The organism is Legionellales bacterium (genome assembly GCA_026125385.1).
GTDB lineage: Bacteria > Pseudomonadota > Gammaproteobacteria > JAHCLG01 > JAHCLG01 > JAHCLG01.
This window is the reverse complement of the sequence record JAHCLG010000001.1, coordinates 198962-222489: the sequence shown is the minus strand read 5'-3', so window position 1 is coordinate 222489 and position 23528 is coordinate 198962. Positions and strand designations below refer to the sequence as shown.

Annotated in this window: 22 protein-coding genes; 18 read left to right on the top strand and 4 right to left on the bottom strand. The window is 40.3% G+C overall.

All coding sequences use genetic code 11. The features are described from left to right. The first annotated feature begins 298 nt into the window (after nucleotides 1-298). Nucleotides 299-1912, top strand: coding sequence for an ATP-binding protein (locus KIT27_00935; GenBank protein MCW5588203.1), 1614 nt, complete (start codon nucleotides 299-301; stop codon nucleotides 1910-1912). Between the two features lie 283 nt (nucleotides 1913-2195). Here the strand turns inward: KIT27_00935 and KIT27_00930 are convergent, their stop codons facing one another. Together KIT27_00930 and KIT27_00925 are read right to left on the bottom strand one after the other, a co-directional pair. Then, nucleotides 2196-3371, bottom strand: a complete 1176-nt coding sequence (locus KIT27_00930; GenBank protein ID MCW5588202.1) for a flagellar hook-basal body complex protein — start codon at nucleotides 3369-3371, stop codon at nucleotides 2196-2198. Nucleotides 3372-3610: 239 nt separating this feature from the next. Next, a complete protein-coding gene (locus KIT27_00925; GenBank protein ID MCW5588201.1) occupies nucleotides 3611-3883 on the bottom strand; it encodes a hypothetical protein in 273 nt (90 codons plus the stop codon). A 518-nt stretch (nucleotides 3884-4401) separates the two neighbouring features. On the opposite strand from KIT27_00925, the gene KIT27_00920 reads away from it, so the two are divergent. After that, nucleotides 4402-5919: a flagellin gene (locus KIT27_00920; protein ID MCW5588200.1), complete on the top strand. Its 1518-nt coding sequence runs from the start codon at nucleotides 4402-4404 to the stop codon at nucleotides 5917-5919. Nucleotides 5920-6019: 100 nt separating this feature from the next. Beyond that, on the top strand, nucleotides 6020-7723 hold the full coding sequence (fliD, locus tag KIT27_00915; GenBank protein ID MCW5588199.1) for a flagellar filament capping protein FliD: 1704 nt from the start codon (nucleotides 6020-6022) through the stop codon (nucleotides 7721-7723). Nucleotides 7724-7764: 41 nt separating this feature from the next. On the opposite strand, the gene KIT27_00910 is transcribed toward fliD, so the two are convergent. Together KIT27_00910 and KIT27_00905 are read right to left on the bottom strand one after the other, a co-directional pair. After that, nucleotides 7765-9867 carry an EAL domain-containing protein gene (locus KIT27_00910; GenBank protein MCW5588198.1) on the bottom strand — a complete coding sequence of 701 codons (2103 nt, stop codon included), beginning with the start codon at nucleotides 9865-9867 and terminating at the stop codon, nucleotides 7765-7767. A gap of 362 nt (nucleotides 9868-10229) precedes the next feature. After that, nucleotides 10230-11258: a sigma-54-dependent Fis family transcriptional regulator gene (locus KIT27_00905; protein MCW5588197.1), complete on the bottom strand. Its 1029-nt coding sequence runs from the start codon at nucleotides 11256-11258 to the stop codon at nucleotides 10230-10232. Nucleotides 11259-11428: 170 nt separating this feature from the next. Here KIT27_00905 and flgA point away from each other — a divergent pair, with 170 nt between their 5' ends. From flgA to fliQ, 15 genes are all read left to right on the top strand, one after another. After that, nucleotides 11429-12133 (top strand): flagellar basal body P-ring formation protein FlgA, encoded by a 705-nt coding sequence (flgA, locus tag KIT27_00900; GenBank protein ID MCW5588196.1) that lies wholly within the window; start codon nucleotides 11429-11431, stop codon nucleotides 12131-12133. Nucleotides 12134-12309: 176 nt separating this feature from the next. Continuing rightward, complete coding sequence (gene flgM / locus KIT27_00895) at nucleotides 12310-12648, top strand: flagellar biosynthesis anti-sigma factor FlgM (GenBank protein ID MCW5588195.1); 339 nt, start codon at nucleotides 12310-12312, stop codon at nucleotides 12646-12648. Continuing rightward, on the top strand, nucleotides 12629-13084 hold the full coding sequence (locus KIT27_00890; GenBank protein MCW5588194.1) for a flagellar protein FlgN: 456 nt from the start codon (nucleotides 12629-12631) through the stop codon (nucleotides 13082-13084). Before flgM ends, KIT27_00890 begins: the two co-directional genes overlap by 20 nt. A 161-nt stretch (nucleotides 13085-13245) precedes the next feature. After that, nucleotides 13246-14202 carry a FliM/FliN family flagellar motor switch protein gene (locus KIT27_00885; GenBank protein ID MCW5588193.1) on the top strand — a complete coding sequence of 319 codons (957 nt, stop codon included), beginning with the start codon at nucleotides 13246-13248 and terminating at the stop codon, nucleotides 14200-14202. Between the two features lie 11 nt (nucleotides 14203-14213). Further along, nucleotides 14214-14549 (top strand): flagellar motor switch protein FliN, encoded by a 336-nt coding sequence (fliN, locus tag KIT27_00880; protein MCW5588192.1) that lies wholly within the window; start codon nucleotides 14214-14216, stop codon nucleotides 14547-14549. 7 nt (nucleotides 14550-14556) lie between these two features. Continuing rightward, nucleotides 14557-14907: a flagellar biosynthetic protein FliO gene (fliO, locus tag KIT27_00875; protein MCW5588191.1), complete on the top strand. Its 351-nt coding sequence runs from the start codon at nucleotides 14557-14559 to the stop codon at nucleotides 14905-14907. 48 nt (nucleotides 14908-14955) lie between these two features. Continuing rightward, nucleotides 14956-15702: a flagellar type III secretion system pore protein FliP gene (gene fliP / locus KIT27_00870; GenBank protein MCW5588190.1), complete on the top strand. Its 747-nt coding sequence runs from the start codon at nucleotides 14956-14958 to the stop codon at nucleotides 15700-15702. A gap of 598 nt (nucleotides 15703-16300) precedes the next feature. Continuing rightward, nucleotides 16301-17617 (top strand): sigma-54-dependent Fis family transcriptional regulator, encoded by a 1317-nt coding sequence (locus tag KIT27_00865; GenBank protein MCW5588189.1) that lies wholly within the window; start codon nucleotides 16301-16303, stop codon nucleotides 17615-17617. Nucleotides 17618-17622: 5 nt separating this feature from the next. Further along, nucleotides 17623-17994: a flagellar hook-basal body complex protein FliE gene (gene fliE / locus KIT27_00860; protein MCW5588188.1), complete on the top strand. Its 372-nt coding sequence runs from the start codon at nucleotides 17623-17625 to the stop codon at nucleotides 17992-17994. A 14-nt stretch (nucleotides 17995-18008) separates the two neighbouring features. Then, nucleotides 18009-19622: a flagellar M-ring protein FliF gene (gene fliF / locus KIT27_00855; GenBank protein ID MCW5588187.1), complete on the top strand. Its 1614-nt coding sequence runs from the start codon at nucleotides 18009-18011 to the stop codon at nucleotides 19620-19622. Continuing rightward, entirely contained in the window at nucleotides 19622-20623 is a 1002-nt protein-coding gene (gene fliG, locus KIT27_00850) for a flagellar motor switch protein FliG (protein ID MCW5588186.1), read from the top strand. Before fliF ends, fliG begins: the two co-directional genes overlap by 1 nt. Nucleotides 20624-20683: 60 nt before the next feature. Next, nucleotides 20684-21379 carry a hypothetical protein gene (locus KIT27_00845; GenBank protein ID MCW5588185.1) on the top strand — a complete coding sequence of 232 codons (696 nt, stop codon included), beginning with the start codon at nucleotides 20684-20686 and terminating at the stop codon, nucleotides 21377-21379. Next, nucleotides 21366-22796: a FliI/YscN family ATPase gene (locus tag KIT27_00840; GenBank protein MCW5588184.1), complete on the top strand. Its 1431-nt coding sequence runs from the start codon at nucleotides 21366-21368 to the stop codon at nucleotides 22794-22796. Before KIT27_00845 ends, KIT27_00840 begins: the two co-directional genes overlap by 14 nt. Then, nucleotides 22793-23254, top strand: coding sequence for a flagellar FliJ family protein (locus KIT27_00835; protein MCW5588183.1), 462 nt, complete (start codon nucleotides 22793-22795; stop codon nucleotides 23252-23254). The genes KIT27_00840 and KIT27_00835 overlap by 4 nt, the downstream gene beginning before the upstream one ends. 1 nt (nucleotide 23255) lies before the next feature. Then, nucleotides 23256-23525, top strand: coding sequence for a flagellar biosynthesis protein FliQ (fliQ, locus tag KIT27_00830; GenBank protein ID MCW5588182.1), 270 nt, complete (start codon nucleotides 23256-23258; stop codon nucleotides 23523-23525). Nucleotides 23526-23528 lie beyond the last annotated feature (3 nt).

Below are 23528 nucleotides of genomic sequence, written 5' to 3'. Positions count from 1 at the left end.
AAAGCCATAGCGAATTGTCAACACGCCCTAACATCATGCGGATCTCAGTAGCATTGTTGTGTAGATTGGGCTGAGTTTTGCTCAATCCAATATGCTGAATAGGTTTAATGTTGGGTTTGGCGAAGCTCAACCAACCTACAGTTTATTACTTCAAAATGTGAAAAATATAAAACGCCATCCCGTGGGATGATGTGGTATGAAGAACCCGCATCTTCGTTGGCGAGAATTATATACACTAATATAACAGATTAGTTAATATATACTTGTATTATTTTCAGAGAATAGCTATACTTTTCCTATGAAAATAGCAAAAGACGAACTTATCAAAGTACTTTCCCAATTTAACCCGTGGTGGCGTGGAGAGAGCATTGCTGATCTGCCACTGTGGTACCGTGCATCTTTTCAAGAGCTATTTGCTTGGGTAACTGATCCACCGGCTCCACGAGCGGTGTTGTTATCAGGAGCGCGTCAAGTAGGTAAAACCACACTGCTTTCACAAGTGATTGATGGATTGCTTAATAAGCAGGGAGTTCCTGCAGCCAACATCCTTTATGCGACATTTGATCATCCGTTAATAAAAATTGCAGGTATTGATGCAGTGCTTGAAGCATGGCGCGAACGCGAACCAAAAACGGATGGACCTGAATATTTATTTCTTGATGAAGCTCAATTCATACGAGAATGGGGCACGTGGATCAAACATCAAGTTGATTTTGAAAAAAATCGACGAATTATTTTTACAGGTTCAGCAATGCCACTGATTTACAAACATCAGGAATCGGGTGTAGGAAGATGGCATACGATTAAATTAAGTACTCTTTCTTTTTATGAATATCTCCAATTAAAAGATTCTCAAAAATCCAAAAATCCTTCTCAGAAATGGGTCGAGCCTGAAAAGCTTCAAAAGGAACTACGAGAAAAAATACAAGATTTTTCTTTGCAGCTACAGAAACAAATAAATTTGCTTGACCCATTAGAAATGAATTTAGATCTCTCTCATATAAATTTCTCTAAAAGTCCCTTTCCTAAACTTCCGGAATTAAAAAGATTAAAAGATTTATTTTTATGGTCAAAACACGAATTTCAGCGTACTGCTGAATTAATAACTCCTCTGGTTGGCCATTTTCACGAATATCTCGTTAGAGGTGGATTTCCACAATTAGTGCAAGTTGATAGTATTAATCAATCTCAAAAATTATTACGAGAAGATATTATCGACAAAGTATTAAAACGTGACATGACCGCATTGTTTGGTGTTCGTCGTGTATTGGATCTTGAGCAAACTTTTCTCTATCTTTGCATGCATGATGGTGGATTGCTGGATATGGTTGAACTCTGTGAAAATCTAGAAGTTAAACGACCAACAGCGCAACATTATATTGAATTACTTGAGGCAACACATCTAATTTATAGATTACAACCATTTGGTTATGGTAAAGATATATTAAGAGGAAAATATAAAATCTATCTAGCCGATGCAGCCATTGCTTCTGCAGTATTACTCAAAGGAAAAAATATTTTAGAAAACACCTCTGCTTTAGGAGTAGCAACAGAGACAGCCGTTTTCAAACATTTATTTGCACATTATTATCCCCAAGATGTTCGTTTTAGTCATTGGCGCGGTCATAAAGATCACGAGGTAGAACTCGTTGCAGAAATTGGCGAGCAAATTATTCCATTTGAAGTAAAATATCGCGAAAAAAAAACTGGCGAGCGAGAATTAAAAGGCTTAATAGAATTATGTCAAAAGAAATCCATTGAACATGCGTATGTTATTACAAAATCGTTGAATGATTTTGGGCCATTAGAAAGCAAATTTGTAGACAATACTAAAATCATGCGGATCCCAGCAGCATTGTTGTGTTATTGGATGGGCGCGTCGGAGTTGTCTCAAACAAATTTATTGATTTAACGTTAGAAAAATTTACTATTTAAAATGGCTAGATTCTCCGCCTTCGCGGAGAATGACAACAATCAAAAATCTTTCAATCCCGCATTTTGAAGTGCGATGGATATATACTCAAAACAATTGGATTTTAGGCGAGGCGTCGAGTTAAAGATGCGAAGGAGTGTATACTGAATACAATCCCTCCGTAGCTTTAGCTCGACAACAAAGCCTAAAATTCAAGTGTGAAGAGTATAGAAGCGACAAAAAATGCGGGTCATCAAGCCTACTAGTATTTTCCAAAATAATCTTACGTTTTAATATCAATCAAGGTTCCAAGCATATTTCGCTCTGTGCCTAAGACTTTAGCATTGGCCTGTATACTTCTTAACGCACGAATTAATTCAAAGACTTGTTGGCCTTCATCGACATTCGATAATTCCAATCGACCGGAAGTAAAAGCATTACGACTATTATTAGCTTGAATTAGCGGCGCACCGGAACCCACTGTTTCGCGAAACGATCCGCCGCCGTTAACTTGCAGTGCTTGAGGAGCGCTAAATTGCGCCACCGCAATTTGTCCCACTACTTGCGAGGTGCCATTATCATAATTTGCCGAAATATTACCGTCACTATCAATGGAAGTTCCAATAATATTGCCAGGGCTTGCTCCATTTTGAGAAAAGCTATTTAAACTATTGGGTAAGGCCAGTTGAGTCGAGTTGCTTAAATTTAAGGAAAAATTTTGTGGAGTGACAGCACCCGTGGTGGGTACAAAACTTAATCCAGTTAAATTGGTTTGGCTGGTGATATTTCCACTAGTATCAAAAATAACGTTGCCTGTCGTAATGGTGGTATTATCCACATTCACTATCACATCATAATGATTATTCGCCGTTTTGCGAAAAAAAGTATTCACTTGATGTTCGCTGCCTAAGCTATCAAAAATCGTTCCGCTAATTTTAAAGTTATAACTCGATGTATCATTGGCCTGAAATGGATTGGTAATCACTTTATCGCGAGCATCTAAATTCACTTGCACTTGAATATTACTGGTGGCCGCAGGACTGCTGGCATTGGTGGTGACCATCAATGCGGTTAAGGCGGAAGAAGTATTACCGCTACTCACCCGCCCATAACCTAACAAACGTAAACCGCTGTCTTGAACGATATAACCGAGAGCACTAATGGAAAAGCGACCACTACGAGAAAACACGCGCTCGCCGGAGAGCGCGTTTTGTAATACAAAAAACGATTGACTGTCTTTTAAGCTTAAATCAAACTCACGCCCAGTAAAATTTGAGGCACCGACGCTGATATCAAGCCCCATATCACGCATCCCCACTCCACCAGGAGAGAGTTCGATGGGTTGGCTTAAGCGTTGCTTGAATCCAGGCGTATACTGATTCGCAATGTTATGACTCACATTACGAGTGGAAAACAAAGCAGCACTAATACCACTTAGGGCTTCGCCACTGATTGGCATAACAAGTAACTCCGGCGTTAAATAAATTACCTCATATGTATAAAGTATAGCCGATATGCAACCGTTGGCAAGTTTTGCCAGGCAAGATGGATGATAAAATAATGTTTAAAGATAACGTGTAACGGCTTGAATTAAATAAATTTCAAGTTAAAGATAGTCACTTTTAAGCATACATTATGCCATAAAATTCCTCTATACCTAACCAGGAGTCGAAGCGTAAGTGTGGACGTTAGCTACACTTAAATTAACTCGTTTTGCCACAGCAAATCCAAAAAATCGCGCCATGGATAAATCGTAATAATGGTTTTAGCATTAATCTGTATTTGACGAGGCTTACTATCTTGGGAAACGACTATTGCTCGAGTATTGGGGTGCTCTTCGCAAAAGGCAATTAATCCTTTTAAATCTTGTTGATGGACTTGGGTGCTAATTTTCGCTTCAATCGCCAGCTTGCCATCACCCAATAATGAGTTTTTAAATACGACGATTTTCCAGTTTGCCTTGCGCCCCATAAGAATGCAGATTGTCGAGGGGGTAATTGTAAAGACAACTTGCGGACGTACATGTTTCTAACCATTTGCGTTGTTCTTGACAAATAGTATTACTATTTGCTGATTGATGCAACAAAAAGTTAAAGTAGTCTGGGTTGAGTAAAGCCTGTAGCCGGAGTGGAGTGCCGCAAAGATCCGGGGTTGAGGCAGAATAAAACGTGATCTCATAACCTGGATTGATCTTTGCTTGATAGATGACCGCATTTAATAAAAATCGTTTAATTTTTTAAAAGCGCTTTTTTGTAATGTTGGATTGGGGTTTTTTTAGGTTTCAATCCCGGATCTTCGCTGCGCTACGTTCCGGGTTACGGGTTACGGTAAGCAACTTTTTTGCCGATTGTGTGAATTTTTGTTAAAGAAAAAAAAGGGACTACCGATAATCAATGTAAGCCGGCATGCATTTGCAACCGTGCCAAAACCAAAAAGCCCATTGTAACTAACTACAGGGCTTACGATGAGTCGATATAGGAGAGCACATTATGGCATCAGTCGTTAACACAAATATCTTTTCGCTAACCGCGCAGAGAAATTTAAGCAAATCGCAAAACGAATTAGGTGTGGCCTTGCAACGTTTGTCATCCGGTTTACGGATTAATAGTGCAAAAGATGACGCAGCAGGTCTCGGTATTTCAACACGTATGACCGCACAAATTAACGGGATTAACCAAGCGGCTCGTAACGCTAATGACGCGATTTCGCTGGCGCAAACCACCGGTGGTGCGTTAGATGAAATGACCAGCAACTTACAACGGATCCGTGAACTCGCTGTGCAAGCCTCGAACGCGTCCAACTCATCAGCCGACCGCGCTTCGTTAGATGCGGAAGTGCAACAACGGATTGCGGAAATCAGCCGGATTGCCTCGCAAACCTCGTTTAATGGTCAAAAAGTATTAAATGGAAATTTTGGTACCGCACAATTTCAAGTAGGTGCGAATGTTGGCGAATCGATCAGTATTTCGTTAAATCAAAATTTTGCAGCTAGTCAAATTGGTCGCACGGCTGACTATGTAAGTGATACCGCACAGTATACATCGGCTAGAAATATTGGATCACAAGGAGAAGGGGTAGATCAAGGCAATGCTTTAGCTGGCGCTAACTTAACTATCCGTGTTGGTTCAGGGGACGCTGTTGCAATTGGTGCATCAAGCGCGACAACAGGCGTTACAGGAAAAGAAGCTGGAAGTGCTTTTGCTAAAAAGCAAGCCATTGATGCTGCAGGGGTTGCTGGATTAACAGTTCAAGCTGATACTACTGTTACCTTAGGATTTGCTGCTACTGATGCAGGAAATAGTGCTTTAACTTTATCCATTAATGGAGTTAGCATTTTTAATGCTTATAACGCCGATGTTACTGGCGCAGAATATGCTGCGGCTATTAACGAAAACTCATCTGCAACCGGTGTTACTGCCACTTTCGATGGTACTAATATGATACTGAGAGCTGAAGATGGTAGAAGTATTGTTATCAGTGAAACTGCAGCGGCTAATGAAGGTCTCTTAACAGGAGTAGGAGCAGGTATAAGTAATAATGCAGAGAACGCTACATTAGACTTTAGCGGTGGTGGACCTGCATCAGATACCGCTGTTGGAACAATCAGACTTACCGCTGGTGAAAATATTACATTGGCTGGCGCTGAAGCGGCATTTATAGGTTACGGCGCAGCTTCATTAGGTCTGGGTGGTGGGTCGCTTCATGCCTCCGATGTCACCACGGTCGCTAATGCCGAAACCACCATCACACGTGTGGATGCGGCAATTGAAACCGTGAATACCCTGCAAGGTACCCTCGGTGCGGTGCAAAACCGGTTTGATTCGGTGATTGCAAACCTCCAAGGTACGGCAGAAAATCTCTCGGCTGCCCGAAGCCGCGTGTTAGACGCCGACTTTGCCGCAGAAACTGCGAAGTTAACCAAAGCGCAAATCTTGCAACAGGCTGGTATCACCATTCTGGCGCAAGCGAACCAACAACCTCAATCGGTTCTTGGATTATTACAATAACGTTCTTAAGACCATGCAGAGTAGCAATATTCTGCATGGTCTATACTTATTTCTAAGCGATCAAACAATCACAACAGGGTAACGCAATGAGGAGTCGATAATGTTTGTTGGCAGTAGTACTATCGCATCACCCGGCGTCGGTTCTGGAATTAACGTCAATGACTTAGTGACATCCTTGGTGAATGCCGAAATTCAACCCGCTAGCAGTCGCTTAGACTTTAAAGAAGCAAGCGTGCAAGCAAAAATCAGTGCGGTTGGCAATGTCAGTAGTGCGTTATCGAGTTTATCTTCTTCGTTAAGTGAATTAACCACGATTGCCAATTTTAATAAACGTGCCGCAACCTCCAGTGACACCAAAGTATTAAGTGCCACTGCACTCAATACTGCGAGTGCAGGTAGTTATAATATTTTAGTCCAGCATTTAGCTCAAGCCCATAGCGTGGCGTCCTCGGCATTTACTTCAACCACCGAAGTCATTGGCACCGGCGAAATTCGCATTGATTTTGGTACTTATAGTGCTGGCAATACCGTATTCACCCCCAATGCCGATAAACCGGCTAAAACGCTGACAATTAATAGTGGCGAGCAAACCGTGGAAGGCATTAAAAATGCCATTAATAAATCGAATTTAGGCGTGAGTGCGTCGATTATTACCGATGCCTCGGGGCCTCGATTGGTCATCACCAGTAATGATACCGGTGAAAAAAGCGCATTAAAAATTACCGTCACCGACAGTGATGGCAATCACACCAATAATTCGGGATTATCACGTTTAGTCTTTGATCCCTCTAATGCCGTGCCCGTTACCAATTTAACTCAAACCAATGAAGCCAAAAATAGCTTAATTACTGTGAATGGTATTGATTTAAGTAACGCTACTAATACTGTGGCGGGCGCGATTAGCGGCGTGACGTTAAATTTACAATCGACAAGTGCTTCCACCATTAAACTCGATATTAGTAACGATAAAACCGCGGTGCAAACTGCGATAAATAAATTTGTGACGTCATTTAATGAAACCATGGAATTATTAGACGCTGTCTCAAAATATGATAGCAAAACTCAAACCGCCGCAATTTTAAATGGTGATTCGACCATTCGTAATTTAAAATCCAGTTTGCGCGGAGTGATTGCCAATTCATTTTCGTCTGAAGTCAATCCAAATTTACGCTCGTTAGCCACTATTGGAATTACCACCAACGCCAGTGGTCAATTAGAAGTGGATAGCACAAAATTATCAAGCGCCATCGATAAACATTTCGATGAAGTCGGGCGTTTATTTGCGCGCAGCGGGGTAGTGAGTGATTCGCAATTGCAAGTCACGTCGTTTGGCGCAAGCTCACCAAAAGCTGGGCGCTATGCAATTAATTTAACCGCATTAAATTTAGGCACCAGTATTGAAGGAACGATAGGCGGTTTAGCATTAACTTCCACTGATGGCCGCACTATAACAGGAACGGGAAATTTAACCCCAATATCATTGCAAGTTATCGGTGGAAGCACCGGCAATCGCGGGAGTTTAGTGATTTCTGAAGGGGCGGCGGTGAATATCCGCAGTGTGATCGATCAATATTTGGGAAGTAGTGGATTGCTGACGCAAAAAAATAATGGTCTCACTCAACAAGTCACCGATATTAATACTGAACGCGAAAAATTAGCGTTACGCAGCCAATCGCTCACTCGACGTTATTTAACGCAATTTAATGCCATGGATTCGTTGGTGTCGAGTTTGCAATCCACCGGCTCCTATTTAACCAGCACACTGGCCAATTTACCTGGAGCGGTGAGCAATAATTCAAAATAACAGGAGTAGCGCTCTGAAAGTGCGAGACTCTTGAATAATTTTTAGCGTTGACTTTGGTACCACACTAAAAATTCTTGCGCGTTCAATGGTGGGCAAAAATAATCACCTTGAAATTCATCACACCCGAGTTGTTTTAATAATTCAAATTGAGAGTGATGCTCAATACCCACCGCAGTGCAATGTAAGTTTAGGCCTTTGCTTAAGAGTAAAATACTTTCGACAATGGCTTTATCTCCAGAATCATTAAACATGTTTTGCACATAAGAACTATCGAGCTTAATTCTGGCAATGGGAAATTTGCGCAAATGATTAAAAAACGTCAGTCCGGTACCAAAATTACCTATCGCTAAAGGTATACCAAGACGATGAATTTTATCTAAGCATGCGTAGACTTGCTCAATATGTTTTATGACTTGCGTTTCATTGATTTCAAGTTCCAAAAGATTAGGATTAATTGCAGTTTCATTTAAGATGGAAGTCATTTTCTCGAAGAGGTCATTATGTTGAAATTGTTTAATTGAAATATTAACGCTTAAACGCAAGTGTTGCAGACCTTGTTGTTGCCAAATGGCAAATTGACGACAGGCTCGTTCTAAAATCCATTCGCCTAAGGGCGCAATTAAACCGCAATCTTCGGCAACTTGAATAAATTCTGCGGCTGGAATTTCTCCCCGGGAGGGGTGTCGCCATCGCAGCAATACTTCAACACCGGTTAATTGTTGGCTTTTACCGTCAAATTGCGGTTGATACACTAAATAAAACTGCTGTTGTTGAAAGGCTGTGCGCAATTCATCTTCGATTAATTTACTGGCGTTAATTTCTTCATCCATCGCCGAATGGTAAAATTGATAACTTCCTCGACCATCGGATTTAGCTTCATATAACGCTAAATCGGCTTTTCGCACCAGCTCTTCCACGGAAGTACCATCTTGCGGGCAAAAGCTCAGCCCAAGACTCACGCCAATAATTAAGCGATTACCGTTAATTAAATAAGGTTCGCTAATTTTTTCAATAATGCGCCGCGCAGGAATTTTTATGGACTCTTGATCGGCAATTTGAGTTAAAATCACAGCAAATTCATCTCCGCCGAGGCGGGCAATGGTATCGTGTTTGCGCACACAAACACTTAAACGTTCAGAAACGTGTTTTAATAATTCATCGCCTAACGGGTGACCATAGGTATCATTGACTGCTTTAAATTGATCGAGATCTAATAATATCAAACAACTCAAAAAACCTGTTTCTACGGCTTCTTGGATAGCCCTTTCCAGGCGTTCACGAAATAAATTACGATTAGCAATGCCCGTGAGAGAGTCGTTTAACGCTAAGTGTTTAATGGTTTCTTCGACTTTTTTGCGATCGGTTACATCGGTGTAGGTGGTCACTAATCCACCGCCTTGCAAACGCGTGCCACGCACTTCAACATAAGTCCCATTGCTGCGTAAGCGTTCATAACAATGCGGTTCAATATCGGGGGAATGATAAATTTCTGTTAATCGTGCTGCGGCAATTTGCTCGGGGTCGCCTGCGCCATATTCACCGCGTTTAGCATTAAAACGAATAATATCTTGAATATTACGAGGACTATTAAAAAAATCAGGTGGGTATTCTAGCATTTCAATAAATCGTTGATTCCAGCAAATGAGATTAAATTTTTTATCAAATACGCTGACCCCTTGCGAAACACTATTAATAATATTTTCCAGTAAAATAGTCCCTTCAAGTAAGGCATGTTTGGTCTTATGTAAATCAATCGATTTTTCGATACAATATTGTAAAAACTGATCGTTTAAATGGCGTTTATCGACATAATCAAAAATACCTTGGCGCATTAATTGCGTGGTATTGTGTTTTTTAATATTTTCCGAGAGCAATAACAAGGGTAAATTGGGTAAATTAGCTTCATTTTTTAATAAATTTAAAAAATGTGTATAATCATAGGATTGGATTTTGTCGGTTAATAAAATACAATGCAGTAAAATACAATGTGTTGTAGAATGCGTTTTTAAAATTTGTAGCCCTTGTTCGTAACTATTGGCATCGTAGATGTGATAATGATAATCGGTATTGGTTGTTAAATATTGATGATAGCGGTTTCGTTCTTGTCTATTGTCTTCAATAATCAAAATATTAATCGTCGACATTACGGATAACCACGCCAAAATAAAATCCCATACTTGAGTATAGAACAGATTTCAAAATATCCCAGTCTAGGAAAAACTTGCCCCGTAGTCTAGGAGTAGCCTGGAACGGAGCGAGCATGTAGCCTGGAACGGAGCGCAGCGGAGATCCAGGAAAGTCCAGTGAAAATTAATCCTATTTTTACCCTAAGAGATCCAGGAAAAACCATTAAAAAATTAATAATATTATCTATCAAAGATTGAACGGAATTAAGAAAAAGTTTTTTCTGTCGTCTCAGAATATTCGATATTTTCTAGGTGGGATCCTGGATCTTCGCTGCGCTCCGTTCCAGGCTACATGCTCGCTCCGTTCCAGGCTACGGCTGCTACGTGCTACATTGATAACGAATGCCGTGTTTGCGCATTTTTTCGATTAAGGTGGTGCGGCCGATTTCTAAATATTTAGCAGCAGTAGAGACATTCCCACCACATTCTTCTAGGGCTTGATGAATTAACGTTAATTCCGTTTCCAATAAACAATCTTTTAAATTTTTATGGGAAAATGTGAGTGGTAAAGTGGGCGAATTCGCTGAGAGGTGAGATGCTATATTATTATTCGCTGTCTTGGCACGATAGCGCGCGGGGATCTGCTGCTTCGAAATTACTTGCTGCGGATAGAGCACCGACATTTGCTCGATTAAATTACTCAGCTCGCGGATATTGCCTGGCCAAGCATAATCTTGCAATAATTCAATTGCACTCTGGTCAAATTCAACGACTGCAGTAGACTGATGAGAGAGTTTATGAATTAAATGATTCATTAAGAGCGGCAAATCTTCTAACCGTTCGCGCAAGGGTTTTAAATAGATCGGAAAAACATTCAGGCGATAAAATAAATCTTCACGAAATTGATTTTCAGCAATTGCCTGTTCTAAATTTTGGTGAGTGGCAGCAATAATTCTTACATCGACAACGAGACTTTTATTACTGCCAATTCGTTCAAAACAGCGTTCTTGTAATACGCGCAATAATTTAACTTGCATGGGTAGGGGCATATCGCCGATTTCATCTAAAAATAAACTGCCGCGATTGGCTAATTCAAAACGCCCTTGGCGGCGATTGATTGCGCCGGTAAAAGCACCTTTTTCATGACCGAATAATTCACTTTCCATTAAATCGGCGGGAATTGCCCCACAATTGACGGGCACGAAGGGATGGCTATTGCGTTTGGATAAACGATGAATACTCGAGGCGACCAATTCTTTTCCCGTACCCGATTCACCGAGAATTAAGACACTGGAGTCACTTTCGGCAACGCGTTTAATGGTGTCGCGTAATTCCTGCATCACACGAGAATCACCGACTAATTCGTCTAACATCAATTGAATGGTTGGTGTCATCCTTGTTACCCTCATACCTGGCGATTTTATTGTAGGATTCTAAATATACACTGTCAAATTTACGGACATTATAAAAATAATTTTGTCAAAAATCCGAAGCCTTGAATTAATTATAGTTGATTTTTCGCATTTTCAAGTGGATTTGGTATATACTGAACAAAGAAGAAGGCGAAAAGGGATTGACTATGTTTTACCGCTGGCTAAGTTGCACTCTGTTATTATTAATCGTTAATCTAGTGCACGCCCAAGAATTGCAAAGTCATGGATCCATTCAACAACAAGTCACGACCTTTCTTAAACAGCATATTAAAATTAATCCGCAACAAAAAATGACAATTGAACCGCAGGCAATTGATACCCGCTTACAATTACCGCACTGCAAAGAACGCTTACATATTTTTTTACCTTCCAGTTATCAACAAAATCAAGCCGTAAGAACGGTGGGTGTAAGTTGCAAACATCCCAAACCGTGGAGTATTTATATTTCTGTAAAAATAGCGATTACCTCACCTGTGGTGGTGTTAAAACGCAGTATTAATCGCGGAGAAAAAATCACAGAAGCCGATGTTATGCTGCAAGATTATGATATTAACCAATTACGTTTTGGCTATTTTAGCTCGCTCAACGCCGTTGACGGTATGATAGCCAAGCAAGCCATTTCCACGAATAGTGTGGTATTACCCCAACAAGTCGAAGCCGCTAAAATCATTAAACGTGGTCAATCTGTCATTATTGAAGCGCATGGTAATTCAGGCATTCACGTGGAAATGCGCGGTAAAGCCTTAGAAGATGGCGCGCTCAATCAACGAATACCAGTAATGAATCAGTCTTCAAAACGTACCATTGAAGCGGTTGTGGTCAATAAAAATCGGGTTCGCGTGCCCTTGTAAGCTGAAAAAAATCGCTATACTTAAATTTTGCGATCCATCAAAATAAAGTATTAAGGAATTGAACATTATTGCCGATAATTAAAATAGAGCACATAGACTTAAAACGATTGAATTTCATCGGCAACCAAGCCTAATAAAGAGTAGGCATCAACGAGGGTATAAGTGAGGATAATAGTATGGTGGATAGAATAAATCGCACAGGGGCTAATCCCCCGATATTTAATCATCCCAAGGGGACCAAAGAAGCGGGGTCAAATCCCACCTCGTCAACACCGATGCAGCGCACTGAAAAGGGCGAGCAAGTCGATGTTTCCGACAGATTGCAAACGGTGATCACCAAATTAATTGCAGAAGCACCACCCGCGGAAGATGTGGCTAAAATTAAGGAAATTCGTCAGGCCCTCGCCGATGGCACCTATGAAGTCGATCACGATAAAATCGCTTCAGAATTATTAATGGAATATTTTACCTCGGATGTTACAGAAGGTAGTGATCATGAGTCTAAATCATCCTGATTTATTGGCCCTATTCGATACGATTAAAGTGGCCACGGAAAATATGAATCAAGTACTAGCCGATGAAACCGAGGCTATCCGTAAAGCCGATTTAGACGCCATGACCGAGGTCACGGAAATCAAAAAATCGCATTTAGATACCTTGCAACAAGCGCAGCAAGCCTTATATCAAGCAATTAATTTTGATGATCAACAAAATATTTCCGTCACCGTAGCCATTGAACACGTTATCAACCAAGCAGCACCCGCTGAACGCAGCCGTTTATTTGCGAGATGGAACGATGTTCGTCAACTCTTAGCTAATTGTTATCGGCAAAATGCCATTAATGGCAATGCAATTAATGTCAATTTAAATCACATGTATGCTATCATGCGTAGTATTCGTCGCGTCGATGAAAATAGCTTAACCTATAACGGCTTAGGAAAATTAGGTTAACGTCTTTCTCGGCATCTTCTGTCGTTTTCTTTTCGGATAATTGATTGTTTTTATTTATAATCACGGTAAAATGATTGCAGACTTAACCTAATTTGGCATAAGCTTTGCATATTCAAATAGAGTACGCAATCACGATGGATTGATCATTTGAGTGATAATAAATGGATGACTTACTATCGAACGAAGAAATTGATGCCTTAACGGCGAACAACGACGGTGATTCTCTTGTCCGTGGTGGCGTCGAAGATAATTTCGAATTAGTTGATTTCACCAATGCTCATAATAAAACTCTAATGAGTTTTCCAGGGTTTAATTCCTTAAACGAAGTATTTGCCTTGGAAGCAGGCACCGCGTTATCAAAATTCCTGCGTCGTCCGTTAACGGTTACTGCACGTGCGCCGAAGCTTATGACCTACAGCGACTATATTGCCAGCATTGAATATCCCACCTCATTTAATTTAATTGAATTTTCCAATCAACACAGCATGGCATTTGTTCAAGTCAGCGCCGGCATGTTGGCTATTTTTATTAATTATTTATTTGGTGGCATGTATGCCGATGAAGTGAAAGTGTCTAAACAATTTGGCAAAATGGAAGAGCGGATCACTTGCCGAATTATTAATACGATTTTAGATATGTTTGTGGCGGTTTGGCGCGATATTGAACCTTTTGTTTATACGATATTGCAACCCATGCTCAAACCCAATCCCATTAATTTATTAAACGAAACCGATCGCTTACTGATCTGTGGTTACACCATTCGCCTTGAACAAAAACAATTGTATTTTGAACTGGCTTTAGAAGCTTCATTATTAGAACGTTTAAAACCTGCCATTCGTAACAGCAGTTTGCGCAATATTAACGTCAAAGAAGAACGCGTCTGGCGAAAAAAATTATATGAAAATGTTTTAGACATAGAATTTGAATTATTAACTCGTTTTCCTTACATGAAAATTAAATTCGAAGAATTAGTGAATTTAAAAGTAGGGGATGTGATTGCGCTGGATAATCCCACTTTTGTCAATGTATTTTTAGACGATATGAAAGTTTATCATGCCAGTTGTGGTTCGGCGAACGGGTCACGGGTTATTGAAATTCTTGAACAAATTAAACTTTAAAGGGTAGCGTTATGGCAAATGAAGGCAAACTCGATTCAGGTGATGGCAGTGAAGTGTTATCTGCCGATGAATTGCAAAATTTAAATATTGACATGTTCTTAGATGTGAACATGACTCTTTCCGCAGAAGTCGGGCGTACGCGAATTAAATTAAAAGATTTATTAAGTCTATCGAAAGGTTCTGTGGTCGAATTAAACAAATTATCGGGCGATCCGATTGATATAATGGCCAATGGAAAATTAATTGCCTATGGTGAAGTCGTTTCGGTGGGAGGGAAATACGGTATTCGCATTACCTCCATTGCGAGCAAGCGTGATCGCATTAAACAATTTAAAGATGATTACTGAGGATAATATGAAATCGTTTTTTTTATTAACCGTATTATTTATCACCGAGCAGGTTTATGCGAGTGAGCCTAAATTAAATTTAGCCTCTACGGATTTTGGCGCAGGTAAAATTATTCAAGCATTTATTATGCTGATTTTTATTATAGCCTTAATTTTAATTTTAGCCTTTTTTTTAAAACGTTCGGTACTATATCGTGGTGCTGCCACCGGTAATTTAAAAATTATTTCTACGTTGCCATTAGGAACCAAAGAACGCATAGTCTTAATTCAAACTCAAGAAAATAAACTGTTAGTGGGGGTCACAGCCCACTCTATACGCACGTTACACGTATTTAATCAAAAACAGGATGTGGAGTAAGAGGTGAAAAAGCTCAGTTTGTTTCTGTGTAAACGCCCAGCACGGCCGATGCTCATCGCAATTTTGATCAGTGTCACTGCGTTATTACTGATATCTCAGAGCTTTGCTGCCATCCCCGATGTCACAGCACTTACCGTTAAAACAGCCAGTGATGGAGGCACCACGTATTCTGTTAGCCTTAAAATCTTAGGATTAATGACATTACTGATGGTCTTGCCCGCCTTACTAATGACCATGACGTCTTTTACTCGTATCATTATCGTTTTATCCATTTTACGCCAAGCCTTAGGCATGCCGAGCGTGCCCACCAATCAAATTTTAATTGGCTTGGCTTTATTTTTAACCTTATTTGTGATGTCGCCGATTTTTACCCAAGTCAATCAACAAGCGATTCAACCGCTGATGCAAAATCAAATTTCAGAACAACAAGCCTTAGATCGTGCACTAATGCCTTTTCGAAAATTTATGTCCGCGCAAACCCGCAGCGATGATTTAAAATTATTTTTAGATCTCTCTCGTCAAGGTCCCGTCAAAAATATTAATGAAGTACCATTTTACGTACTCATGCCAGCCTTTTTAACCAGTGAATTAAAAACCGCGTTTCAAATTGGCTTTATTTTATTTATTCCTTTTTTAATTATCGATTTAGTGGTGGCCAGTGTCTTGATGTCGATGGGGATGATGATGCTAGCACCACCGATTGTGTCACTTCCCTTTAAAGTGATGCTATTTGTCATGGTTAATGGTTGGGTATTAATCATTGGTACGCTGGCGCGAAGTTTTGGGCCAACCTAATATACCGCTCGCCAATGAAGATGCGGGGAGTCGGAGACTAAGTCGCAGGCGAGCGGTATAAGTGCGTTCGCTAAGCTTTCGCAAAAAAAGAGGAAAAATAGGGCGTGTTGACAATTCGCTATGCTGAGACGTAGCTTGTTGATTTTTGAGCACTAGCGCGCAGTTTACACGAAGTAAATGAGCAGCGGAGCACAAAAAATCAACGAGATACGGCCAGCAGAGTAGAATTGTCAACACGCCCTAGGTGTTTATTAGGATAACTCGCTTCGATAATCAGTGAAAATTTCTAACCCTAGATTTTGACTTCAGCCGCATCTTGACGTGCGTTGGGTATAGCTCCTTCAAAATCTCCAATATTTATTATCAACAACCGATTTTTTGATGCAAGCGCTGTCAAAAAACCACACAGTGAAAACCCAGTCGTCAAAATCTCAATCATCAAATCGACGAACACGCCTAGAAAATTGACAGGCAAGTTTATACACTGACTCTAAGTTACGCATTCTAGGTGGAAATTTTTTACCGAAAAAATTTGCTTATTGGCGTAATTATTGCTTTATTTATAGATAGGGTAACCAATTTAATAAGGATATCAACGATGAAACATAGGGATGTATTGATTATTGACAATGATTTATCATTTGTGAACGATTTGACAGTGAACCTCAACCAAGTGGGGCTTGCGCCACAACATGTCAAAACTCTGAATCTCGCTCTCGAGTTAATTCAACAAGAAACACCGGAGATTATTATCAGTCTCGATGAAATCGACGGTAATTCTATTCAAGACTTAATTCACAAAATTAAACGCGCAGCACCTGAGTCGAGTTTATTACTAGTAGGGCACAGTGCAACACCAGAAGCTTCCGTGCAACAAGCTGTGATGGCGATTAAGCAAGGGGCGCATCAATATTTTTTGAAAGAACATGCCAGCAAACAATTAATAGAACATATTCAACAACTGATTAAAGAACGTCAACAATCGAGTATTCTTGTTGATCCTAATAATCGCGATGTGTTAGCACAAGCACAAGCCATCGCCAAGCGCAAAGAGCCTATTTTAATTCAAGGTGAAGATCTGAAAAGTAATACGATTTTAGCGCAATACATTCATGACTATTCAGCGCATTCATCACATCCTTTAATTATCTGTAATTGTTCGCTGCATTCTGAAGAGGATCTCAAGGAGTTATTGCTAGGCAATCCGTCCACGCCTAATTCTACTAATTTAATTACCAATGCCAAAAATGGTACGTTAGTCTTTGAAGCCATCGATGCATTACCCATGGGGATGCAAAAAGAATTAATTATTATGTTGAATAAATCGAATCACGATTTACCTCGCATCATCGCCACAACCACCACAACGCTAAAAGAAAAAGTCGCAAAAAAAGAATTTAATGAAGATCTTTATTATTATTTGAATGTATTAACGATTAATAGCTTACCGTTAAGCGAAAGACCTTTAGATATTATCCCGCTAGCCGAATATTTGCTAAAAAGTTTAGCGAAATCGCAGCACACCACTTGGTCACGTTTAACGCCAGCCGCTCAACAAAAATTAATGCAATATCAATGGCCAGGTAATGCTAAAGAACTGGAAAATACTCTACAGCGTGCTATGTTATTAAGTGATTCTGAGCTAATTGATGAAAAACACATTACCATTGAAAATTATAAACTCAATGAAAATATTCAATTTTCTTTAACATTGGATATTAAACAACATGAGTATCAACTCATTTTAAGCACGTTAGAAAAAACTCAAGGAAGTCGCAAGCAAACTTCGCAATTACTGAATATTAGCCCAAGAACCTTGCGTTATAAATTAGCGAGAATGCGCGAAGAAGGTTTTAATATTCCCTTATCAAAACGCCAAGCATCGATTAATCCACAGCTGAATGCAATGGAGTAAATGCCATGAGTGCTATCGATTCACAAATTTCATCGACTGCATTTAAAAGCGCCAGGGATGATATGTTGAATGAAGCGCGGCAAATGGTGGAAAAAATGCGGCGAATTTCCGGTAGTCATGAACAAGGAGTTTCACCCATCAGTGAAACTCCTACCGGTGAATTTGCCAAAGTATTTAAAGATGCAATTGGTGAAGTGAATACCAGCCAAACCACATCAACGAATTTAATCAAAGCGTATGAACTTGGTGACAAGAATGTCTCTCTAACAGAAGTAATCCTAGCTGTGCAAAAAGCCCGTGTGGCATCACAGCTCACTTTAACCGTGCGTAATCATTTGATTGAAGCCTATCAAACAATCATGAATATGCCAGTTTAACATGAGGTGAAGTGATGGCAGAAAATCCAGGTAATTTAACCAACATGGCGCGAGGCTTTAATATGCTGCCGTTTTTGCGTCAGGTGGGATTATTGCTGGGATTAGCCGCCAGTATTGCCCTTGGTTTTGCCATGGTATTGTGGTTGCAAGAACCAGATTACCGCCCGCTCTACAGCAATTTAAGCTTAGCCAGAACCGGCGAAGTCGTCGAAACACTGCAAGCCTCTAAAATTCGCTATCGTCTTGATCCTGAAAATGGCACGGTCTTTGTGCCTGCCGATAAATTGGCAGAAGCGCGCTTGAAATTAGCCTCGGCGGGATTATCAGAAGGCGGTGGATTAGGATTTGAATTACTCGATAAAGCCAGTGGTATCGGCATTAGTCGATTCATGGAAAACGCCCAATACAAAAGAGCACTGGAAGGTGAACTTGCAAAAACCATCGCCACAATTAAAGGGGTACGATCAGCGCGAGTTCATTTGGCCATCCCCACACAATCGGCATTTTTAACAGAACAAGTGCAACCGAAAGCCTCAGTGATGATTAATCTCGCTGCCGGCTATCGCATGGAAAAAGAGCAGGTGGACGCCATAGTGCGCATGGTCGCATCCAGCATTACCGGTTTGAATCCGTCACAAGTCACTGTCGCCGATCAATTTGGGCGATTATTAACGCTAGACGATGGATCGCAACTCGCACAAACGCGTGCGCAATTTGAATATCAACAACAATTACAACGCGATTATGAACGAAAAATTGAAACTCTCTTAACACCCTTGGTCGGTGCCGGAAAAATCCAAGCCAAAGTGGCCGCAGAAATTGATTTTAAACATCAGGAAATCACCAAAGAATCCATTAATCCTAATGATAAAGCTGTCTTAAGTGAGCAAACGGTTTCAGAAAAATCATCAGGCTCAGGAGCAGGTGGTGTGCCAGGCGCCCTGGCAAATGCCGCTCCGCAAGGAGGTGCTGGTGCTGCCGGTGGTGCTGAACAAAATAGTCGTAATCAATCGATTAAAAATTATGAAGTAGGAAAATCCATCGAATATTCTAAAGATCATAGCAGTAATATTAAACGATTAACTATTGCAGTCGTTATCGATGAAGCCGTTAAAGTGGATAAAGATGGCAAAGAAACACGCACACCACTCGATAAAGAACAATTAGAAAAAATCAGTGATCTTATTAAATATGCGATTGGTTTTAGTGAAGAACGGGGCGATAAATTAAGCGTGGTCAATAGTGCATTTCAACCACCAGAAAAATTTGCAGAAGTACCACCGCTACCGTTTTGGGAACAAGCTTGGTTTTGGGATATTGTGAAAAAATCATTGGGCGCATTATTCGTATTAATTTTAGCACTTACTATTTTGCGCCCGATATTAAAATCGCTCGCTAAAAAAGGTGCTGAATTACCGCCGCTGCCACCAGCGGGTAATCGCATGAATATTCCGCCGACCATGCAAGGCATGATGCAAAATCCATATGATGGTTTTAATCTCGACACCATGAATTCCGCAGAATTAATGCGATTAAAAGGGGAGCAAATTAATTCTATTAAAAATATGGTAGGCCAAGATCCTTCGCGAGTGGCAGCGGTCATGCAAAATTGGATTGGAGATAAATAATGGCATCCGATGATAAAATGGCTCATCAAGCAGCGATTTTACTCATGAGCATGGGCAAGGAAGGTGCGTCTGAAGTATTAAAAATGCTCACGCCCAAACAAGTTGAAAAAGTGATTGCCGCCATGCAAGCGCTAGAAGATGTCAGCGAAAAAGATATGGTCGAAACTTTAAATAATTTTCTCACTGAGTCGAATGATAAAACTGGCATGGCACTGAATGCTAAAACCTATATTAAAGACGCTTTAGTCGATGCCGTAGGCGAAAGAAAAGCCAGTTCACTCTTAGATAAATCTCGTTTAGAAGAAAAAGCAGAAGTGTTAGACTCGTTAAATTGGCAACCGGCACAAGTCATTGCTGATTTACTACAACATGAACATCCCCAAGTCATTACCATTATTTTTACTTATTTAGATGAAGAAAAAGCCGCCAATGTATTAGAATTTTTACCACGTGGTTTAACCTCTGAAGTAGTAAAACGTTTATCGCATATTGGACCCATTTCTCCGATTGCCCTAGATGAATTAGAAAAAATGCTGGAATCGGTGATGCTTAATAGTGTGAATTTCCGTGAACTGCCACTCGGTGGCGTCGATACCGCCGCAAAAATTATTAATCATTTAAATAGTGATTTAGAAAATGAAGTCATGAGTCATATTAATGAATTTGATCAACAACTTTCTGAAAAAATTCGCGATAGGATGTTCCCATTCGATAAATTAACTGCCATCGATGATCGCAGTTTGCAAACTTTATTACGCGAAATTTCAAGTGACGTCTTAGCGGTGGCATTAAAAGGTGTGGATGAAAAAGGCCGCGAAGTATTTTTGCGCAATATGTCTGGGCGTGCCGCTGATATGTTACGCGATGATCTCGAAGCCATGGGGCCTGTACAGTTAAGCAAAGTAGAAGCCGCGCAAAAAGAAATTGTCAATATCGCGCAAAAATTAGGTAAAGAGGGCACCATCATGTTGAATTCTGATTCGGGCGATATGGTGATGTAAAAAATTAAGCCGATATAAATTGGCAGTAACGATGATAAACACTACGGGTATGAGGGTAACATGAAAGTCATTCTCAGTGAAAATTTAGCGGATATTGAACGTTGGGTGTATCCTGATTTAACCAGTCGTGGCAAACTATTTGAACGCACGGATAAAACCACGCGCACATTATCCAATGCCGAATTAAATGGCGATCAAACGGTGCAAGTCGAGTATGGAAAAGAAGTTTTCGATCGCGCGCAAAAAGATGGTAGGGAGGCGGGTTATCAACAAGGGATTAAGCTTGCTAAAGAAGAAGCTTACGCGCAAGCGTTAATGGAAGCCAATGCTAAATATGAAAGCGCTTGGCAAGAAAAAATAAAAATATTAAATCATTTATTAGAAAAATTAGCCGAACCTTTAAAATTAATTGATGAAGAAGTTGAAAATAATTTACTCGCACTGGTAATTGAATTAACGAGACGTCTTTATTTAAACGAACTGCAAATTAAACCCGAACAAATTTTAACGATCATTCGTAAAGCTGCTAGTGCTTTACCCATCACGGCAACCAATATTAAGCTTTATGTTAATCCTGACGATATGGCTTTAATAAAAGAAGTATTAAAAGGCGAACAGTATCAACATATCGAAGCCGATGCTAATTTAGCGCGCGGCGATTGCCGTTTTAAAGCCGAGGGTGCCGAAGTGGATGCCACCTTTGAAAAACGCTTAGATAATATTACTCAGCAGGTATTTAAAGATGTCAATTCATAAAAAAACCGTAAATCTTGCCGAACGTCTGGCAGCGTATACCAAACAACTGAATGAAGTTGAAGATGTTCGTATCGAAGGAACGCTAACAAGAGTCGTGGGTTTAAAATTAGAAGCCATTGGTTTTTCAGCACCACTCGGATCAAAATGTTTAATTCAGACGGTGAATAAAAAATATTTAGAAGCTGAAGTGGTGGGATTTTCTGACAACATTATTTATTTAATGACATCTGATACCACTCATGGTGTTTCACCCGGTGCGAAAGTCATACCAACGGGCAATATTACCCAAGTTGCAGTGAGTGAAGAATTATTAGGACGAGTATTAGATGGTAGCGGTAATCCTTTAGACGGTGGTAGCGACATTAGAGCCATTGCCCATTATCCCTTAATGGGTGAAGTGATGAATCCTCTACAACGTCACATGATCGAAAATCCTTTAAATGTGGGTATTCGAGCCATTAATGCCTTATTAACGATTGGGCTTGGACAACGCATCGGCTTATTTGCAACCAGTGGTGTGGGTAAAAGTATGTTATTAGGTATGATGACCAAATATACCTCGGCTGATGTGATTGTGGTGGGATTAATTGGTGAACGTGGACGCGAAGTAAAAGAATTTATTGAACATATTTTAGGTGCAGAAGGTATGAAGCGCGCAGTGGTCATCACCGCACCTGCCGATACCTCACCACTGATGCGCGTGCATGGCGCACTACGCGCCACGGCAGTGGCAGAATATTTTCGCGACCAAGGTTATCAAGTATTATTATTACTCGATTCACTCACCCGTTTTGCTCAAGCCCAGCGAGAATTATCATTATCGATTGGCGAACCTCCGGCAACACGCGGGTACACGCCTTCGGTATTTGCTAAATTATCGCAATTAGTGGAACGCGCAGGAACCGCAGCCAAAGGTCATGGCTCAATTACCGCATTTTATACGGTACTCACTGAAGGTGATATGGAAAACGATCCGGTGGCGGAATCCGCCCGTGCGATTTTAGATGGGCATATTGTCTTATCAAAAGAATTAGCCGATTCAGGGCATTATCCTGCAATCAACATTGAAACGTCAATAAGCCGCGTCATGCAAAATGTCACTAACGAACAACATCGGCAAGCCGCAATCGTCTTTAAATCACTGTATTCGCGCTATATGCAAAATCGCGACTTAATTAAAATGGGCGCCTATGCAGCTGGATCGGACCCAGAATTAGAAATTGCGATTAAATTATTCCCGAAATTAACCGATTTTTTAACTCAAGGATTTCAAGAAAGTGTGAATTTTGCCGATAGCTTGCAACAGCTCTTAACCTTAATCAACAGTCTACCTTCTAAGAGTGATCCTTCATCCTTAAATCCACTACAAACTCATTACGGTTATGGTAAAGCGAATAATGAGGTATCAACATCATGAAAACGGATCATAAACGCAAATTGGAACGCATTAATAAAGTAATAGACTTAGCTCGGCGCAAAGAGCAAGAGCAAGCTAAAGTAGTGCAACGTATTGCTAAACATTATGAACAAGAGTTACAAAAATTAAATCAATTACGCCAGTATCAAGCGGACTATACCAGTCCGCAGGCTCGACAAAAAGTTAATCGTAGTCAAATTGGCATGTTTCAAAATTATCAAGCATTTGTCGGCAAGATTAATTCAACCATTGTTTCGCAAGAAGCGAAACTCACCGATATTGAACAACGACTCGCCAAACAACGCCATATTTTAGCAAAACTGAATTTAAAAACGGCTTCATATCAAAATCATTATCAAAAACAAAAGCAAATTATTGAGCAAAAAATCGAAAATCATGAACAATTTCTTGCAGATGAATTATACTCAGCCAGTCGACGCAACCACAAGGATAGATAAAATGGATTCAGGTGTAATTATTGATGTCTTCCGACAAATGTTGTATTTGGTGGTCATGGGAGTCAGTATTATTGTTATCCCCGGGCTGATTGTGGGTTTAATTGTCGCCATTTTTCAAGCAGCGACACAGATTAACGAAATGACCTTAAGCTTTTTGCCAAAACTGGTCATCACCATTATGGTCATAGCCTTCTTAGCCCCGTGGTTAGTGCATTATTTAAGTGAATATATTGAAACCCTCATTTCAGATATTCCCTATATGATTAGGTGAGGC

Excerpts from the sequence above, each read along its gene's own strand:
- KIT27_00935 (MCW5588203.1), top strand. The coding sequence starts at position 299 with ATGAAAATAGCAAAAGACGAACTTATCAAAGTACTTTCCCAATTTAAC.
- KIT27_00930 (MCW5588202.1), bottom strand. The coding sequence starts at position 3,371 with ATGCCAATCAGTGGCGAAGCCCTAAGTGGTATTAGTGCTGCTTTGTTT.
- KIT27_00925 (MCW5588201.1), bottom strand. The coding sequence starts at position 3,883 with ATGGGGCGCAAGGCAAACTGGAAAATCGTCGTATTTAAAAACTCATTA.
- KIT27_00920 (MCW5588200.1), top strand. The coding sequence starts at position 4,402 with ATGGCATCAGTCGTTAACACAAATATCTTTTCGCTAACCGCGCAGAGA.
- fliD (MCW5588199.1), top strand. The coding sequence starts at position 6,020 with ATGTTTGTTGGCAGTAGTACTATCGCATCACCCGGCGTCGGTTCTGGA.
- KIT27_00910 (MCW5588198.1), bottom strand. The coding sequence starts at position 9,867 with ATGTCGACGATTAATATTTTGATTATTGAAGACAATAGACAAGAACGA.
- KIT27_00905 (MCW5588197.1), bottom strand. The coding sequence starts at position 11,258 with ATGAGGGTAACAAGGATGACACCAACCATTCAATTGATGTTAGACGAA.
- flgA (MCW5588196.1), top strand. The coding sequence starts at position 11,429 with ATGTTTTACCGCTGGCTAAGTTGCACTCTGTTATTATTAATCGTTAAT.
- flgM (MCW5588195.1), top strand. The coding sequence starts at position 12,310 with ATGGTGGATAGAATAAATCGCACAGGGGCTAATCCCCCGATATTTAAT.
- KIT27_00890 (MCW5588194.1), top strand. The coding sequence starts at position 12,629 with ATGAGTCTAAATCATCCTGATTTATTGGCCCTATTCGATACGATTAAA.
- KIT27_00885 (MCW5588193.1), top strand. The coding sequence starts at position 13,246 with ATGGATGACTTACTATCGAACGAAGAAATTGATGCCTTAACGGCGAAC.
- fliN (MCW5588192.1), top strand. The coding sequence starts at position 14,214 with ATGGCAAATGAAGGCAAACTCGATTCAGGTGATGGCAGTGAAGTGTTA.
- fliO (MCW5588191.1), top strand. The coding sequence starts at position 14,557 with ATGAAATCGTTTTTTTTATTAACCGTATTATTTATCACCGAGCAGGTT.
- fliP (MCW5588190.1), top strand. The coding sequence starts at position 14,956 with ATGCTCATCGCAATTTTGATCAGTGTCACTGCGTTATTACTGATATCT.
- KIT27_00865 (MCW5588189.1), top strand. The coding sequence starts at position 16,301 with ATGAAACATAGGGATGTATTGATTATTGACAATGATTTATCATTTGTG.
- fliE (MCW5588188.1), top strand. The coding sequence starts at position 17,623 with ATGAGTGCTATCGATTCACAAATTTCATCGACTGCATTTAAAAGCGCC.
- fliF (MCW5588187.1), top strand. The coding sequence starts at position 18,009 with ATGGCAGAAAATCCAGGTAATTTAACCAACATGGCGCGAGGCTTTAAT.
- fliG (MCW5588186.1), top strand. The coding sequence starts at position 19,622 with ATGGCATCCGATGATAAAATGGCTCATCAAGCAGCGATTTTACTCATG.
- KIT27_00845 (MCW5588185.1), top strand. The coding sequence starts at position 20,684 with ATGAAAGTCATTCTCAGTGAAAATTTAGCGGATATTGAACGTTGGGTG.
- KIT27_00840 (MCW5588184.1), top strand. The coding sequence starts at position 21,366 with ATGTCAATTCATAAAAAAACCGTAAATCTTGCCGAACGTCTGGCAGCG.
- KIT27_00835 (MCW5588183.1), top strand. The coding sequence starts at position 22,793 with ATGAAAACGGATCATAAACGCAAATTGGAACGCATTAATAAAGTAATA.
- fliQ (MCW5588182.1), top strand. The coding sequence starts at position 23,256 with ATGGATTCAGGTGTAATTATTGATGTCTTCCGACAAATGTTGTATTTG.